This is a genomic window from Sinorhizobium kostiense (genome assembly GCF_017874595.1).
In the GTDB taxonomy this organism is placed as follows: Bacteria; Pseudomonadota; Alphaproteobacteria; order Rhizobiales; family Rhizobiaceae; genus Sinorhizobium; species Sinorhizobium kostiense.
In genome coordinates this window covers 1,075,177-1,090,546 of record NZ_JAGILA010000002.1, presented here as the reverse complement: position 1 = coordinate 1,090,546, position 15,370 = coordinate 1,075,177, and the positions used below count along the sequence as shown (strand labels likewise).

General features: G+C 61.8%; 14 protein-coding genes. 8 read left to right on the top strand and 6 right to left on the bottom strand.

Annotated features, from left to right (window positions below):
* Positions 1-142: 142 nt before the first annotated feature.
* From rpoN to lptC, 4 genes are all read right to left on the bottom strand, one after another.
* A complete protein-coding gene (gene rpoN / locus J2Z31_RS11570) occupies positions 143-1,696 on the bottom strand; it encodes an RNA polymerase factor sigma-54 (protein WP_209602024.1) in 1,554 nt (517 codons plus the stop codon).
* A 140-nt stretch (positions 1,697-1,836) separates the two neighbouring features.
* Complete coding sequence (gene lptB, locus J2Z31_RS11565; protein ID WP_209602023.1) at positions 1,837-2,649, bottom strand: LPS export ABC transporter ATP-binding protein; 813 nt, start codon at positions 2,647-2,649, stop codon at positions 1,837-1,839.
* Positions 2,650-2,663: 14 nt separating this feature from the next.
* Entirely contained in the window at positions 2,664-3,227 is a 564-nt protein-coding gene (locus J2Z31_RS11560) for an LptA/OstA family protein (RefSeq protein WP_209602022.1), read from the bottom strand.
* Between the two features lie 14 nt (positions 3,228-3,241).
* A complete protein-coding gene (lptC, locus tag J2Z31_RS11555; protein WP_209602021.1) occupies positions 3,242-3,913 on the bottom strand; it encodes an LPS export ABC transporter periplasmic protein LptC in 672 nt (223 codons plus the stop codon).
* A gap of 253 nt (positions 3,914-4,166) precedes the next feature.
* Between lptC and sppA the strand changes: the two genes are divergently transcribed.
* The 3 genes from sppA (at position 4,167) to J2Z31_RS11540 (ending at position 5,925) form a co-directional block, all read left to right on the top strand.
* Positions 4,167-5,126 (top strand): signal peptide peptidase SppA, encoded by a 960-nt coding sequence (gene sppA / locus J2Z31_RS11550; RefSeq protein WP_209602020.1) that lies wholly within the window; start codon positions 4,167-4,169, stop codon positions 5,124-5,126.
* 107 nt (positions 5,127-5,233) lie between these two features.
* Entirely contained in the window at positions 5,234-5,536 is a 303-nt protein-coding gene (locus J2Z31_RS11545; RefSeq protein WP_209602019.1) for an integration host factor subunit beta, read from the top strand.
* A 44-nt stretch (positions 5,537-5,580) separates the two neighbouring features.
* On the top strand, positions 5,581-5,925 hold the full coding sequence (locus tag J2Z31_RS11540) for a DUF1049 domain-containing protein (RefSeq protein ID WP_209602018.1): 345 nt from the start codon (positions 5,581-5,583) through the stop codon (positions 5,923-5,925).
* 29 nt (positions 5,926-5,954) lie between these two features.
* Here the strand turns inward: J2Z31_RS11540 and J2Z31_RS11535 are convergent, their stop codons facing one another.
* Entirely contained in the window at positions 5,955-6,413 is a 459-nt protein-coding gene (locus J2Z31_RS11535) for an SRPBCC family protein (RefSeq protein WP_209602300.1), read from the bottom strand.
* Between the two features lie 282 nt (positions 6,414-6,695).
* Between J2Z31_RS11535 and J2Z31_RS11530 the strand changes: the two genes are divergently transcribed.
* From J2Z31_RS11530 to J2Z31_RS11510, 5 genes are all read left to right on the top strand, one after another.
* Entirely contained in the window at positions 6,696-7,829 is a 1,134-nt protein-coding gene (locus J2Z31_RS11530; RefSeq protein ID WP_209602017.1) for a class I SAM-dependent methyltransferase, read from the top strand.
* A complete protein-coding gene (locus J2Z31_RS11525; protein ID WP_209602016.1) occupies positions 7,826-8,683 on the top strand; it encodes a TrmH family RNA methyltransferase in 858 nt (285 codons plus the stop codon). Before J2Z31_RS11530 ends, J2Z31_RS11525 begins: the two co-directional genes overlap by 4 nt.
* Positions 8,683-9,183 carry a signal peptidase II gene (lspA, locus tag J2Z31_RS11520; RefSeq protein WP_209602015.1) on the top strand — a complete coding sequence of 167 codons (501 nt, stop codon included), beginning with the start codon at positions 8,683-8,685 and terminating at the stop codon, positions 9,181-9,183. Before J2Z31_RS11525 ends, lspA begins: the two co-directional genes overlap by 1 nt.
* 47 nt (positions 9,184-9,230) lie before the next feature.
* Positions 9,231-11,402 carry a hybrid sensor histidine kinase/response regulator gene (locus J2Z31_RS11515; RefSeq protein WP_209602014.1) on the top strand — a complete coding sequence of 724 codons (2,172 nt, stop codon included), beginning with the start codon at positions 9,231-9,233 and terminating at the stop codon, positions 11,400-11,402.
* Positions 11,403-11,739: 337 nt separating this feature from the next.
* The gene (locus J2Z31_RS11510) at positions 11,740-12,615 is read left to right on the top strand and encodes a GNAT family N-acetyltransferase (RefSeq protein ID WP_209602013.1); all 876 of its coding nucleotides are present in this window, start codon (positions 11,740-11,742) and stop codon (positions 12,613-12,615) included.
* Positions 12,616-13,038: 423 nt separating this feature from the next.
* On the opposite strand, the gene J2Z31_RS11505 is transcribed toward J2Z31_RS11510, so the two are convergent.
* Entirely contained in the window at positions 13,039-15,324 is a 2,286-nt protein-coding gene (locus tag J2Z31_RS11505; protein WP_209602012.1) for an NADP-dependent malic enzyme, read from the bottom strand.
* Positions 15,325-15,370 lie beyond the last annotated feature (46 nt).

Sequence of the window (15,370 nt, the reverse complement as noted above, 5' to 3'; positions counted from 1 at the left end):
GCGGCGGCCTCATATCTGCTGTGTCGCGCAGAGTCAATCATGAGCCGCCAAGTAAACGGCGGCGGGGTCCTCGCGGTTCCGCGTGCGGGCGCAGATTCGACCGGCTCGCACGTCTGAAAAAACGCTTTGCGCCCGTAGACGATCAGACGGCGGAAGCCTTGGCCAGAGCGCGCTTTTCGCGTCGCCGCTGGACGGAGGACGGGATGTTCATCGCCTCTCGGTATTTCGCGACGGTACGGCGCGCAATCTCGATGCCACCCTCTTTGAGCACGTCGACGATGTCGTCGTCAGAAAGCACGCCATCGGCCGTTTCCTGGGCGATCATCGTGCGGATGCGATGACGCACGGACTCTGCCGAATGGGCGTCGCCGTTCTCCGCAGAGCCGATCGAGACCGTAAAGAAGTACTTCAGCTCGAAAAGTCCACGCGGCGTCAGCATGTATTTGTTCGAGGTGACGCGGCTCACCGTCGATTCATGCATCTTGATCGCGTCAGCAATGATTCTGAGGTTCAAGGGCCGCAGATGACCGACACCATGCAGCAGGAAGGCGTCCTGTTGCCGCACGATCTCGCTCGCCACCTTCATGATCGTCCGGGCGCGCTGGTCGAGGCTACGTGTCAGCCAATTGGCATTCTGCAGGCATTCGCTCAGAAAGGCCTGATCGGTGCTGTTCTTCTGGCTGCCGCGTGAGATCTCGGCGAAATATTGATGATTGACGAGAACACGCGGCAGCGCATCGGGATTGAGTTCGACCAGCCAGCCACCGTTGGGTGCGGTGCGCACGACGACGTCGGGAATGATTGCCTCGGTGACCGATGTCTCGAAGCTCGTGCCCGGTTTCGGATCGAGCTTGCGGATTTCAGCGAGCATGTCGACGAGATCCTCTTCATCGACACCGCAGATCTTTTTGAGACTGACAAAATCGCGCCGCGCAAGGAGTTCCAGATTGGCGACGAGCGCTTCCATTGCCGGGTCGAGCCGATTGCGAGCCCGCAATTGGATGGCCAGGCATTCGCCGAGCGAACGCGCGAAAACGCCTGGAGGGTCGAACTGTTGCAGCACGAGAAGCACCCGCGCAACGTCCCCGGTGGAGGCGCCAAGTCCTGTCGCTGTTTCCTCGAGGTCCGCGTGCAGATACCCAGCCTCGTCGAGCTGGTCGATCAGGTGCTGGGCGATCAACCGGTCTCTAGGCGCGGCGAGCGCGAAGGGAAGCTGCTCGACGAGCGTTTCCCGCAGGGTCTTGCGGCCGGCGACGAAATCGTCGAGTTCGTATCCCTCGCCATCCTCGCTGCCACCTGCGCCCGGCATCGATTTCCATTGGCCGAGCAATTCCGGAGCGTCCGCGCGCTGCGGCACGGTATCGTCCGGAAAAACATTGGCGAAATCGGCGTCGAGTTCAACGCTGAGCCTCTCGCCGGAGGAAGATGTGGCGCTGTCGTAAACATCTCCGTGACCGGCGGGCTGCTCCGCCGGGTCGGCGGCAAGCGGAATCGCCTCGTCGTGGCCGCGGTCGCGGTCACTGATAGGCTCATCGCCGTTCTGAAACTCGAGCAGCGGATTTTTTTCGACTTCCTGTGCAATGAACTGTGTCAGCTCCAGATGGGTCATCTGCAGCAGCTGGATAGACTGCATCAGTTGCGGCGTCATGACCAGCGACTGTGACTGGCGCAGGTGAAGGCTGGCGGACAAGGCCATGCTGACGCGATGCTCCCGTCAAATTTCCGCGGCCACGTCTTCTTTTGGACAGGCCATTATCAGTTGGCCCAAAAATTGCTTATTACTTGGATTTGGTCAAGCGCCGACTGAGCGGCGGCGCGAATCTCTATCAGGGATCGCTAAAGGCTGAAGTTGTCGCCGAGATAGAGCCTACGTACATCCGGATTGGTGACGATATCGTTGGCCCGCCCATGAGTCAGCACTTCGCCGGCATGAATGATATAGGCCCGGTCGATCAGCCCGAGAGTTTCTCGTACGTTGTGGTCGGTGATCAGGACGCCGATACCGCGTGACGTCAGATGCCGCACCAGGGCCTGAATGTCGGCGACCGAAATCGGGTCGACGCCGGCAAAGGGTTCGTCGAGCAGCATGAAGGTCGGGTCGGTTGCGAGCGCGCGGGCGATTTCCAGTCGCCGCCTTTCGCCGCCGGAAAGGGCAATAGCCGGCGATTTGCGCAAGTGGGTGATCGAAAATTCGCCAAGCAGTTCGTTGAGCTTGTCCTCACGGCGGTCGCCGTCGTTGTCGTGGACCTCGAGCACCGCCCGGATGTTCTCCTCGACAGTCAATCCGCGGAAGATGGAGGCCTCCTGCGGCAGGTAGCCGACGCCGAGGCGCGCCCGTCGATACATCGGCATGGTCGTGACATCGTTGCCGTTGATCTCTATCGAGCCCTCGTCGACGGGTACCAGCCCGGTGATCATATAGAAGCAGGTTGTCTTGCCCGCGCCGTTGGGACCGAGCAGTCCGACCGCCTCGCCGCGGCGCACGACAAGCGATACGCCGTTGACGACGCGACGCGACCGATAGGACTTCGTCAGCCCGCGCGCGATCAACGTGCCCTCGTAGCGCGCCTTATCGACGGAGCGCACAGCTGCGGCGGCCGCCGACGGCTTTTTGACCCGTTTGCGTTTGTGAAGGAAGGGAAACTGCACGAGCGATTCTTGTGTCAATTCTGCTTGCGGGATTGCGGGTCGAGCTGGATCTGCACGCGGCCACCGCAGGCCTCGAGTTGCGCCTCGCCCGTGTTCATCTGCACGTTAAGCTGGCAGCCGACGAAGACGTTGTTGCCCTCGGACAACACCACCCGGTCGCCTTTCAGCACCAGCTTCTGCGTCGTCAGGTTTACGGAGCCGCTGTCGCCCGTCGCCTTTTGTGTGCCGGAGCTCAGGAAAACCCGATCGCTAACCTCGATCCGATCGATATCGGCATCGCCGCTCGTGATCGTGGCGCCCTCGCTCGTCTTGTAGAAAACCGTCATGCTGCCCGCCTGCAGCGTCGTCGTACCCTGAACGACCTTCACATTGCCGGTGAAGATCGCCTTGCTTTCCGGATCCTTGATCTCCAGCTTGTCGCTTTCGATCTGGATCGGCTTGTCGTTTGAAAGTTGCATGCCTTGCATGCGGCTGGACGTGGCCTGCGCCGAAGCGCCAGAAGCGATCGCCAGCGCGCCGATTGCGGCGGCAGTCACGCCGACTGCGAGCTTGAAGAAAACGGGAGATCTCACCGACATGGGAGCACCAGGTCCTATTTTTTTGCGTTCTTGCGGATGGCGCTGGGTTCGACGTTGACCCGTACCATGCCCTCAAAAGTTACAATACGTCCCTTATCTGTCATTCTCAGCTTCTGCGCAATGATCGATCCGCCGTTCATGCTGATGGCTATCGGCTGTCTCGTTTCCATCTCGCCTGCATTTATGTCCAGATACGCCGACTGGAAATCGGCATAGACGCCATTATTCATGGAAATCGTGAACGGCGCGTTCATGTCGAGCGTGTTCGCGCCCCGGTCGTAAATCCCGCTTACCGCATTCACGGTGGCAATCAGCGTGTCGTTGACCGGCATCTCCGCATGAATCTTCTCAAGCGTGATCAGGTCCGGGTTCTCGATGTCCTGAAGCGCGCGCTGGGCCTTCATCGAATAGCTGATATTCTGCTTGTTGCGGCCGGAGATCGCCGGATTCTGCATGACGATCTTGCCGTCTTCGATCGTCGCGGTCTCGAGTTCCAATTCTTCGGGCAGGAAGGCGCGCACGAACGAAACCGCCAGGAAAATCAGGGCGATGGCGCCGGCCACGAGCGGCAGGACGATTTTCAACCGTCTGACGCGTGCCGAATGCCGCGCAGCCGAGGCATAGGCATCGGCCGAGCTTGCGCCCGAATCGGTAAGGATTCCGGGAAGTCCCGCTTCGTTCAGCATGAAGGGCCTGTCAAGATCCGTCGGGCGTCGGCAATTCCGAGACACCCGCATTTCAATTCAATGGCGTAAGTCAGGGCGAATATGGTTATTTTGTTGCGATCCGGCAATGGAGAGGAAAAAACTTGAGGGGGCGAAGTGCGGCTTGCGGCTTCAACCGCCGTCGAGCCGCCACCATCTAGCCTGCCACGGTTCGCGCAGATAGCATGTTCCCTCGGAAACTGACAGAACCCCGCCGACAAATTCGGAGATAACCATGGACGAACACGCCATCGCCGATCGCCGCCGCCTGCGCCGGAAGCTGAGCTTCTGGCGCTGGGCGACCGCCGTGATCCTTGTTCTTGCCGGCTTCGCGCTGTTTGCCTATTCGGGTTTGGGCGAGGCGACGGGCCGCACCCGCGACCACATCGCGCGCATTACCGTCTCCGGCATCATCCAGGACGACAGGGAACTCGTCGAGCGGCTGGAGACGATCGCCGCCAGCACATCCGCCAAGGCGCTGATCGTAACGATCTCTTCGCCGGGCGGCACGACCTATGGCGGCGAGGTTGTTTACAGGGCCATCCGCAAGGTCGCCGCCAATAAGCCGGTGGTCGCGGATGTCAGAACGCTCGCCGCCTCGGCCGGTTACATGATCGCGCTTGCCGGCGATCGCATCGTCGCCGGCGAGACGTCGATCACCGGTTCGATCGGCGTCATTTTTCAGTACCCGCAAATCAAGGATCTGATGGAAAAGATCGGCGTGTCGCTCGAATCGATCAAATCGCGGCCGCTGAAGGCCGAGCCGTCTCCATTCCATCCGCCGAGCGAAGAAGCGCGGGCGATGATCCAGGCGATGATCAACGACAGCTATGACTGGTTCGTCGACCTTGTGGCCGAGCGGCGCAAGCTGCCGCGACCGCAGGCGCTCGCGCTCGCCGACGGACGCATCTTCACGGGGCGGCAGGCACTCGCAAGCCGGCTCGTCGACGAGATTGGTGGCGATGATGAGATCAGAGCCTTCCTCGCCGAGCGCAAGGTGCCCAAGGGCCTCCCCGTTATCGATTGGAAGGCGCAGCGCGGCGCCTTGTCCTTTGGGCTCTCCGGACTTGTCGCCGATGGACTCAAGCTGTTGGGATATGAGGCTTTTCCGGCGATCAACGGGCTCGAAAAATTGGGCGGAGAGAAGTTGTTTCTTGACGGTCTTGTCTCGGTTTGGCAGGTTGAAGGCCAATAAGGAAGGCGAAATTTACTGGCCTGTGTGACTGCCCGGATGCAGGCCGTCGTCATGCTACGGGACGTCACCAACCAGGCAGATCAAGCAAAAGACCAAAGGGGGCGACAGTGATCAAGTCAGAACTGGTGCAGATTGTGGCCGCGCGCAATCCACATCTCTACCACCGCGACGTGGAGAATATCGTCAATGCGGTTCTCGACGAGATCACCGATGCGCTTGCCGCCGGTAACCGTGTCGAGTTGCGCGGCTTCGGCGCTTTCTCGGTCAAGAACAGGCCTTCGCGTTCAGGTCGCAACCCGCGCACGGGCGATGCGGTTTTCGTCGAGGAGAAATGGGTGCCCTTTTTCAAGACCGGCAAGGAACTGCGCGAGCGGCTCAACCCCGGGATGAACGGCAAGGACGAAGATTGAGCGCGTATTCCCGCCTAATGTTGGGATCGAACCGGAGCGGGTGAATGCTTAAACGAATAATCAATATCCTCGTGTTCGTTCCCTTGGGCGTCATCCTCATCATTCTGAGCGTCGCTAACCGCCAGACAGCGACCCTGGCGCTCAATCCGTTCGATCCGGCCGACAGCGTGCTTTCCGTATCGGCTCCCTTTTTCGTCTTCCTGTTCCTCGCCGTGATCGTTGGGCTGGTCCTCGGCGCCGGCGTCACCTGGTTTGCCCAGGGAAGACATCGTCGCCGTGCGCGCAACGAGGCCAATGAGGCATTGAAATGGCATCGAGAGGCCGAAAAGCAGCGCGGCGAGGTTCAAAGACTCGCGCAGCGGAACAGCCTCCCTGAACCGCAGAATTGAGCTGACGGCCCTGCCTCTGCTGTGGTCATTCAGCTTGCCGCTTCCGCCTCGCCGCTGACCGCCAGGTTGAAGTTCGCAAAGAATTGCTGCGCAAGCTTCCGCGCCGTCGAGTCGATGAGGCGCGAGCCAAGTTGCGCGATTTTTCCGCCGACCTCCGCCTTGACGGCGTAGCGCAGCACCGTCTCGTCGTTCTCCTCTTCAAGCGCCACGTCCGCGCGTCCTTTTGCAAAACCGGCGATGCCGCCTTTTCCCTCGCCGGAGATCGTGTAGCTGTCGGGCGGGCTCAGATTGGAGAGGATGACATTGCCGTTGAAAGTCGCCGAAACGGGCCCGATCTTGACCTTGACGACGGCGGCGAGTTCCGTCGCCGATTTCGCTTCGAGCGACTGGCAGCCCGGAATGCACTGCTTGAGGATCTCCGGGTCGTTCAGGCATTGCCACACGGCGTCGCGGCGGGCCGCGATGCGTTCCTCCCCTTCCATCTCCATGAGCATCTCCTCCCGTCTTGTTCCAGGGTCCAGGCGCGATTGCGCATTCTTCAGGCCGTGCGTCTTGTCGGACGCGCAATGGTCGCTGTCGCCTTTGAATTGCTGCATGTCTTTGTCCTTAAGGAGACATGCTGTAGCTCTTCCCGCTCGCGGCGATATTCGCAAATCGGAAACGGCTTTGCCAAATGCATTCGCGGTGCTATTGCACGGCATCGAGGCTGTCGCGCCGGAAAGCAGTCGGCTGGCCCGGAAATGATTTGAACGAAGTTCAAGGTTAAGCGCGTGAAGGAAAAGGATCGGCGATCGAAGAATGCCTCGGTCACCGCGGCAAAGGGCCGGGGGGCGGAGGCGCGCGGCGGTCGTCAGGAGCAATGGCAGCGGCCGGAAAAAAGCATTGGGCGAGGGAAAAGCGGCCCGCCACCAACGGCGAAGCCGGAAAAGACGCCGCGCCTTCCTGCACAGGAGGCGGCGCCGGCGCGCCCTCTGAAGCTGAGAAGTGGTGAGAAGCCCGCCGAAACGGTGCCGCTCATCCTTGAGACGACGGCTGCTGCCGGTTACCACCTGATCGACAGCGGCGGTGGCGAGAAGCTCGAGCAATACGGCCCCTATCGCATCGTCCGGCCCGAAGCGCAGGCGCTCTGGCCGAAGACACTGTCGGCGGCGGTATGGGACAAGGCCGATGCGATTTTCACCGGCGACACCGACGAGGACGGCATTGGCCGCTGGCGCTTTCCCGGCGAGGTGCTCGGCGAAACCTGGCCGATGCAGCTTCTCGACACCGATTTCCTCGGCCGTTTCACCTCGTTCCGGCATGTCGGCGTGTTTCCGGAGCAGCTTGCCCATTGGTCTTGGATGCGGGACCAGGTGGCGGCGGCCGGCCGGCCGCTGAAGGTCCTCAATCTCTTTGGCTATACCGGCGTCGCTTCATTGATCGCCGCCAAGGCGGGCGCTGAGGTAACTCATGTCGACGCCTCCAAGAAGGCGATCGGCTGGGCGCGGGAGAACCAGGTCGTGTCTCGCGCCGAGAAGCTGCCGATCCGCTGGATCTGCGACGACGCGATGAAATTCATCCAACGCGAGGAGCGGCGCGGCAGCCGTTACGACATCATCTTGACCGATCCTCCCAAATTTGGCCGCGGCCCCAACGGCGAGGTTTGGCAGCTCTTCGATCACTTGTCGGCCATGCTGGACACCTGCCGCGAGATCCTTGCGCCTGAGGCGCGCGGCCTGGTACTGACGGCCTATTCCATACGCGCCAGTTTCTATTCCATCCATGAATTGATGCGCGAGACGATGCGCGGCCGGGGCGGCCGGGTGGAATCGGGCGAGCTCATCATCCGCGAGGGCGGGCTCGACGGTTCAAGCCCCGGAAGGGCGCTCTCCACTTCGCTCTTCAGCCGCTGGGTACCCAAATGAACACAGAGAGAAGCGATCACGGCCTGTCGCGGGTCGGTCAGGTGAAGGAGGTCACCAGCCTCGCCAATCCGATCATCAAGGAAATCCGCGCACTATCACAGAAGAAGCATCGCGACGAGACGCATTCCTTCATGGCGGAAGGGCTGAAGCTGGTGATCGACGCGCTCGATCTCGGCTGGAAGATCAGGACGCTCGTCTACGCGAAGGCCGCGAAGGGTAAGCCGCAGGTCGAACAGATTGCGGCGAGGACGGTGGCGAAGGGCGGACTCGTCCTCGAGGTCAGTGAAAAGGTGATCTCCACGATCACCCGGCGCGACAATCCGCAGATGGTGGTCGGGATCTTCGAACAGCGCTACCGCGCGCTCAAGGACATTCACCCGCAGGAAGGCGAGACCTATGTGGCGCTCGACCGCGTGCGCGACCCCGGCAATCTCGGCACGATCATCCGCACCGCCGATGCTGCAGGCGCCTCCGGCGTAATCCTGGTCGGCGATACCACAGACCCCTTTTCGCTCGAGACGGTGCGGGCAACGATGGGCTCCGTCTTTGCCATGCCGATCGTGCGGGCAAGCGCCGAGGATTTCATCCACTGGCAGAAGTCGGCGGGCGTGCGGGTCGTGGCGACGCACCTCGCGGGCTCGGTCGATTACCGCACCATCGACTACCGCTCGAAGCCGGTGGTGCTTCTGATGGGTAACGAGCAGGCCGGTCTGCCGGTGGAGCTTGCCCGCGAGGCCGGTGCGCTCGCCCGGATACCACAGGCAGGGCGGGCGGATTCGCTCAATCTCGCCATTGCCACCGGCATCATGCTCTTCGAGGCGCGCCGCCACCTGCTAGCACTGGATGCGGGTTGATGAGCATGCGTCAGACCCTGTTTTCCCGGCCCTTGCCAATCGCGCTCTTCATCGTCGTCGCGATCGCCGCCGACCAGTTCATAAAATACCTCGTCGAGGCCCTTCTGCCCTTTCAGCAGGCGGTGCCCGTCATACCGATGCTCGCGCTCTACCGCACCCATAATTACGGCGTTGCCTTTTCCATGCTGTCCGGCATGGAGGGCTGGTTCATCGTCAGCATGCGGCTTGCCGTCGTCGCCTTCGTGCTCTGGCTTTGGCGCCGCACGCCGAAGGACCGGTTCTTCGCCCATCTCGGCTATGCGATGATCATCGCCGGAGCGCTCGGTAATTTGGTCGACCGGCTGCTCTTCGGTTACGTCATCGACTATGTCCTGTTCCATACGGAAACGTGGTCTTTTGCCGTCTTCAACCTTGCCGATAGCTTCATTACCATAGGCGCCGGCGCAATCATTCTCGACGAACTGCTGCAGTCGAAACGGGGCCGTTCGCTAAAACTTTAGAGGTCCGCTGAAGGCATTCGGAAGGCTTGCCATGCTAGGTTGAAATCATGAGCAAGCCTTCACGACTTGAACAGCCGAACCGGGCCCCGACCGGGCATGGCAGTGCGCGGTCAATCCTGCGCATCCTCTCAGCCTGCGCGGGCGCTCTGGCCGCCCTTGTCGTCCTTGCCGTAGGGCTTAGCGCCAATCTCCATCTGTTGCCTGCTGTCGCCGCCATCGGCGGTCTTTCCGGCGCCTTTCTGCTGCTCTCCGGTGATGGCGAGAACCATTGGGAAGTGGCGGGGGGAGATGACATGGCCAGGCGGGGTGGGTCGGAGACCTCCGCGTTGCTATCGACCATACATGATGCACTCGGCGACATCGCGATCGTCCGGCACCTCGACGGCAGGATCATTCAGGCCAACGCCGTTTTCCACCGGGTCTTGGCCCGTACGGAAGTGAAGGGTCTCACCTGCGCTTCCCTCGGCCTGGCCCTCGAGCCGAGGCTCGAGCCCGACCACTATCTCGCACGATTAATGACGGCGGCGGGAGAGCGTTTTTACGACTGGCACGACGTCATTGTCCGCGAGTCTGGCAGCGGCCGCCTGGTGCGCCACAGCATCGCTCGTGACGTCACCGAGGAGGCGCGAGCCGCGCGCGAAAGGGAAGAGGCGCGCCGCCGCGCCGAAGAGGCGAGCCAGGCGAAGTCGAGACTGCTTGCCACGGTGACGCACGAGATTCGCACGCCTCTTTCCGGCATCCTCGGTATGAGCCACCTGCTCGGCCAGACGGAGCTTTCCGCCGAGCAGCGGAATTACCTCGCCGATATGCAGCAGTCCGGACATGCGCTGGTTCAACTGGTCGAAGACCTGATCGACTTTTCGTCTCTTTCTGCCGGACGGTTTCAGTTGCATCCAACGCGCCAGGATCTTCGCCTCGTCATAGAGAACGTGGTGGAACTTCTGTCGCACCGGGCGCATGAGAAGGGGATCGAAATTGGCGCGACTGTCGCAGCGAGCGTGCCCGGCTCAATGGTCTTCGACGCGGCAAGATTGCGGCAGGTGCTGTTCAACGTCATCGGCAATGCCGTCAAATTCACCGAAACCGGTGGCGTTCTCGTCTCCGCAGATATTATCGAAGGTACGGTGCGCATCCGGATCGACGACAGCGGTCCGGGAATGTCCCCCGAAGAGGTGGAGCGCGTGTTCGAGGAATTCGAGCAGGCCGGCGACGGCGCACAGCGTGCCAAAGGCACGGGCCTTGGTCTGGCCATCTCGCGTCGGATCCTGGAAACGTTCGGCGGCAGCCTGACGGCATCGAGCGCTGCCGGAAAGGGGAGTCGCTTCGTGGTGCGTTTTCCGATCCCGGGCGATGCCGCCCCGTCGCCTGGCCGATGCGGCACTTTGGCGGACGCGCGCGTGCTCGTCATGGCGCCCGAGGGCCCGGCCTCGCTGGCGCTCGCCTCGACGATCGAGACGCTCGGCGGCTCGTGCTACCGGGCATCGACACTTGACGAGGCCAGGAGCATCCTCGCCGATGTGCTCGTCGGCAGACTGACTCTGACGGACATCATCGTCGACCATCGCCATGCGGGCCAGTTCCAAAGGCTCCTGTTCATCGAGCCGGCGATCGAGCGCCTGAGGCTGCGCCGGACCTATCTCATCAATCCGGAGGAGCGCAGCAGCCATCCTGTGCACAGGATGGACGGCTACGCAGCCTGGCTGATCCGGCCCTTGCGCGAAAGGTCCCTGGTGGAGGTGCTGCTCGGGCGGCTGAGAGGCATCGAAAATCGCGACGCGATCAGTGACAACAGGCCGGTGCTCCGCGACGCGCCGCCGATGTCCGCGGCCCCAACCGGTGCGGGTCGCGTGATCCTGGCCGAGGACGACGCGGTGAATGCGCTGATCCTGCAGACGCTTCTTGAGCGTAAGGGCCATGCCGTGACGCATGTGGCCGACTTCGCCGCCCTCGACGCCGCGCTGCACGAAGCGGAGTGCGCCCCGCCGCTACTCGTCGTCACGGATCTCCATATGCCGGGAGGCGACGGCCTTGCCATGCTACGGCGCCTGCGTGGGGAGGGGGCGCGCGGGCGCCTCCGTCAACTCCCCGTAATCGTTCTGACGTCCGATGGCCGCAAGGATGTCCGCGACGAACTCGTCGCAGCGGGCGCCGACGCCGTGCTGACCAAGCCGGCCGAGCCGGACCAACTCCTCGCCAAGATCTCACGGCTTATCTCATAATGCATGTCGCCCAAAAGTGCGAAGCGGTTTTGGGACAACGACATGCGTAAAACATGCATGTCGCCCAAAAGTGCGAAGCGGTTTTGGGGCAACGACATGCGTAAAACATGCATGTCGCCCAAAAGTGCGAAGCGGTTTTGGGGCAACGACATGCGCAAACATGATGTCGCCCAAAAGTGCGGAGCGGTTTTGGGACAACGGCATGCGCAAATCTAAAGCGCATCGCATGAATGCGGTTCGACGAGACTCGCTGCTTGCACGCCGTCTGCGTGTCACTATCTTGTAGCAAAAACGTGTTTTAAGCCCGACAGATGCTGACGATTCGGGATGACACGGCATGACGACCGAACTTCTGGATTCGACGAACGTGGTCGACACTTCGCAGGCTTGCCTCCGCAAGGCGGCACCCACGGCGGGCGCACTCGGCCGCATCGGCAGCCTTGAGACGCGGCTTGCGCGCTCTGCGGCGGAGGTCGACGCGGCACAGGCGGTCCGCTACAAGGTTTTCGTCGAGGAGATGAAGGCGCAGGTGGCGCCCGAGGCACATCGGCGCCGGCGTGACGCGGATAGGTGGGATTCCGTCTGCGATCACTTGCTCGTTCTCGACACCTCGATCGAGGGCGATCCAGAAGAGCAGATCGTCGGTACATATCGCCTGCTTCGCCAGGAGGTAGCCGAGCGGGCCGGCGGCTTCTATTCGACATCGGAATTCGCGATCGACCCGCTCATCGCGCGCCATCCGGGCAAGCGGTTCATGGAGCTCGGCCGCTCCTGCGTCCTGCCGGAATACCGCACCAAGCGGACAGTCGAACTGCTCTGGCAGGGCAATTGGGCCTATGCGCTGATGTACGGCGTCGACGCCATGTTCGGCTGCGGCTCGTTCCCGGGCGTCGTCCCCGAGGAGCATGCCTTGGCGCTCTCCTTCTTGCACCACAATCTCCTCGCCCGGGGCGACTGGGCGGTTGCGGCGCAACCGGAGCTTTATCGGACGATGGACCTGATGCCTTCCGAGGCGATCAATCCGAAGAAGGCGCTGGCCGCCCTGCCGCCGCTCATCAAGGGCTATATGCGGTTGGGCGCCATGGTCGGCGAGGGCGCGGTCGTAGATCACGCTTTCCGCACGACGGATGTCCTGATCGTCCTTCCGATCAGCAATATCTCGGGCCGTTACATCAATTATTACGGCGCTGACGCAGGTCGTTTCTCATCCTGAAGCAAGGCTGCAGCACTTCAAAAGTGATACAGCGATCATTGCGCATTGATAAGACGCGCGGTTCTGTAGTATTAACCAGTTGTTAAGGATGTATTTGACTCTGACGTTCGAAAGAGACAAGTTCCTTGCCGTGGTTGGGTCTGATTTTCATTACGCGAAAGTGTAGAACAGAAGGGAAATTCGCAGACTCGGCTTGAGGGGGCCGATGTCGCGAAAAATTCCCTCGTTTTTTCATAACGTAGAAGCGGATCCACCACACCGTATTGAGCCCACCCCCGTTTCGACGGCGGTGGGCTCTTATTTTGTATGTAGATCGTGTGCCATTACTGTACGATTGTCAGTCGCGCGTTCGGATTCCACCGAAGTTGTTTCAAAGAGGCACGCTTCTTTGCTGATTTTCGCGTCAACGAAGCAAACAGTAGCTCACGTCCCGGCGTTGTAGGCTGCGATGGCCGCCATGTTGACGATGTCCGAATCCTTTGCCGACATGGAGGCGATCTGTACCGACTTGTCGAGTCCGACGAGCAGCGGGCCTATCACCATCGAGCCGCCGAGTTCCTGGAGCATCTTGGTGGAGATGGAGGCCGAGTGGAAGGCCGGCATCACCAGCACATTGGCGGTGCCGGAGAGGCGGCAGAACGGATATTGCTCCATCACCCGTGCGTTAAGCGCGACGTCGGCGGCCATCTCGCCGTCATATTCGAAATCGACGCGGCGCCGGTCGAGGATCTTGACCGCTTCCCGGACCCGCTCCGATCGCTCGCCGGAGGGGTGGCCGAAGGTCGAATAGGCGAGCAGGGCGACACGCGGCATGTAGCCCAGCCGCTTGGCAAGTCCGGCGGCTTCCTCGGCGATGTCCGCAAGCTCCTCGGCCGTCGGCATGTCGTGCACGGCGGTGTCGGCGACGAGCACCGTGCGGCCGCGGCAGAGCGCGATCGAGACGCCGATCACGCGGTGCCCGGGCTTGGCGTCGATGCAGCGGCGTACGTCTTCGAGCGCCGTCGAATAGTTGCGCGTCAGCCCGGTGACCATGCCGTCGGCATCCCCGAGCGCCACCATCGAAGCGGCGAAATGGTTGCGGTCGTTGTTGATCAGCCGCTGCACATCCCGGAAGAGATAGCCCCTGCGCTGCAGTCGTGCATAAAGATAGTCGGTATAGGCGCCGACCCGCTTGGAAAGGCGTGCATTGACGATCTGAATGCCGGGGCGGTTGAGGTCGATGCCTTCCCGCTCGGCGGTTTCGCGCATCTGCTCTTCACGTCCGAGCAGGATGGCGGTGCCGAGCTGCTGGTTTGCATAGGCGACGGCCGAGCGCATCATCTGCACCTCCTCGCCTTCGGCAAAGACGATCCGCTTAGGCTGGCGCCGGACGCGCTCATAGATTCGCTGAAGCGTCGAGGCGATCGGATCGCGGCGGGCGGAAAGCTGCCGTCCGTACGCGGCAAGATCGGTGATCGGCTTGCGGGCGACGCCAGTCTCCATGGCAGCCTTCGCAACGGCGATCGGAATGGCCGAGATCAGGCGGGGGTCAAAGGGCACCGGAATGATGTAATGCGGTCCGAAACGCGGCCGGTTGCCTTGGTAGGCTGCAGCGACATCGTCCGGCACATCCTCCTTGGCAAGGCTTGCAAGTGCCTCGGCCGCGGCGATCTTCATCGCGTCGTTGATGGTCGAGGCGCGCACGTCCAGGGCGCCGCGGAAGATGTAGGGGAAGCCCAGGACGTTGTTGACCTGGTTGGGATAGTCGGAGCGTCCGGTCGCCACGATCGCGTCGTCGCGGATCTCGGCGACTTCTTCCGGGGTGATTTCCGGATCCGGATTGGCCATTGCGAAGATGATCGGCCTTGGCGCCATCGACCGCACCATATCGGATGAAAGCGCGCCCTTGGCCGAGAGACCGAAAAACACGTCGGCGCCTTCGACGGCATCGACCAGCGTCCGCAGGTCGGTCTCGATCGCGTGCGCCGACTTCCATTGGTTCATCCCGTCGGTGCGGCCCTTGTAGATCACCCCCTTCGTATCGCAAAGGATGATGTTGTCCGGATTGAAACCCATCGCCTTGATGAGCTCGATGCAGGCGATCGCGGCAGCGCCAGCGCCATTGCAGACGAGCCTGGTCGTCTTGAAGTCACGGCCCGTCAGCGTCAGCGCATTGATCAGTCCAGCGGCGGCGATGATAGCGGTGCCGTGCTGGTCGTCGTGAAAGACGGGAATGTCCATGACCTCGCGCAGCCGCTGCTCGATGATGAAGCAGTCCGGCGCTTTGATGTCTTCGAGATTGATGCCGCCGAAGGAGGGGCCGAGGAAGCGCACGCAATTGACGAATTCATCGACACTCTCCGTGTCGACCTCGAGGTCGATCGAATCGACGTCGGCGAAACGCTTGAAGAGGACGGATTTGCCTTCCATCACCGGCTTCGAGGCGAGCGCGCCGAGATTGCCGAGGCCGAGGATTGCCGTGCCGTTCGAAATCACAGCAACCATGTTGCCGCGGGCGGTGTAGTCGTAAGCCGTCTGCGGATCCTCGGCGATCGCTTTGACGGGCACGGCGACGCCGGGCGAATAGGCGAGCGACAGGTCGCGCTGGGTCGCCATCGGTTTCGTCGGGGAAATCTCCAGCTTTCCGGGGCGGCCCTGGGAATGGAAGTCGAGCGCTTCCTGGGCGGTTACGCTCGTCATTGCGCGATCGGACTTGTCGGTAGCCGGCATCTTTCCTCAACCTCCTGTGGGCGACCCAGCTGGTCAGCCTCTTTTG

Bases quoted from the DNA above. Each gene is read 5' to 3' on its own strand.
- rpoN (WP_209602024.1), bottom strand. From the start codon at position 1,696: ATGGCCTTGTCCGCCAGCCTTCACCTGCGCCAGTCACAGTCGCTGGTC.
- J2Z31_RS11560 (WP_209602022.1), bottom strand. From the start codon at position 3,227: ATGTCGGTGAGATCTCCCGTTTTCTTCAAGCTCGCAGTCGGCGTGACT.
- lptC (WP_209602021.1), bottom strand. From the start codon at position 3,913: ATGCTGAACGAAGCGGGACTTCCCGGAATCCTTACCGATTCGGGCGCA.
- sppA (WP_209602020.1), top strand. From the start codon at position 4,167: ATGGACGAACACGCCATCGCCGATCGCCGCCGCCTGCGCCGGAAGCTG.
- J2Z31_RS11540 (WP_209602018.1), top strand. From the start codon at position 5,581: ATGCTTAAACGAATAATCAATATCCTCGTGTTCGTTCCCTTGGGCGTC.
- J2Z31_RS11535 (WP_209602300.1), bottom strand. From the start codon at position 6,413: ATGGAGATGGAAGGGGAGGAACGCATCGCGGCCCGCCGCGACGCCGTG.
- J2Z31_RS11525 (WP_209602016.1), top strand. From the start codon at position 7,826: ATGAACACAGAGAGAAGCGATCACGGCCTGTCGCGGGTCGGTCAGGTG.
- lspA (WP_209602015.1), top strand. From the start codon at position 8,683: ATGAGCATGCGTCAGACCCTGTTTTCCCGGCCCTTGCCAATCGCGCTC.
- J2Z31_RS11515 (WP_209602014.1), top strand. From the start codon at position 9,231: ATGAGCAAGCCTTCACGACTTGAACAGCCGAACCGGGCCCCGACCGGG.
- J2Z31_RS11510 (WP_209602013.1), top strand. From the start codon at position 11,740: ATGACGACCGAACTTCTGGATTCGACGAACGTGGTCGACACTTCGCAG.
- J2Z31_RS11505 (WP_209602012.1), bottom strand. From the start codon at position 15,324: ATGCCGGCTACCGACAAGTCCGATCGCGCAATGACGAGCGTAACCGCC.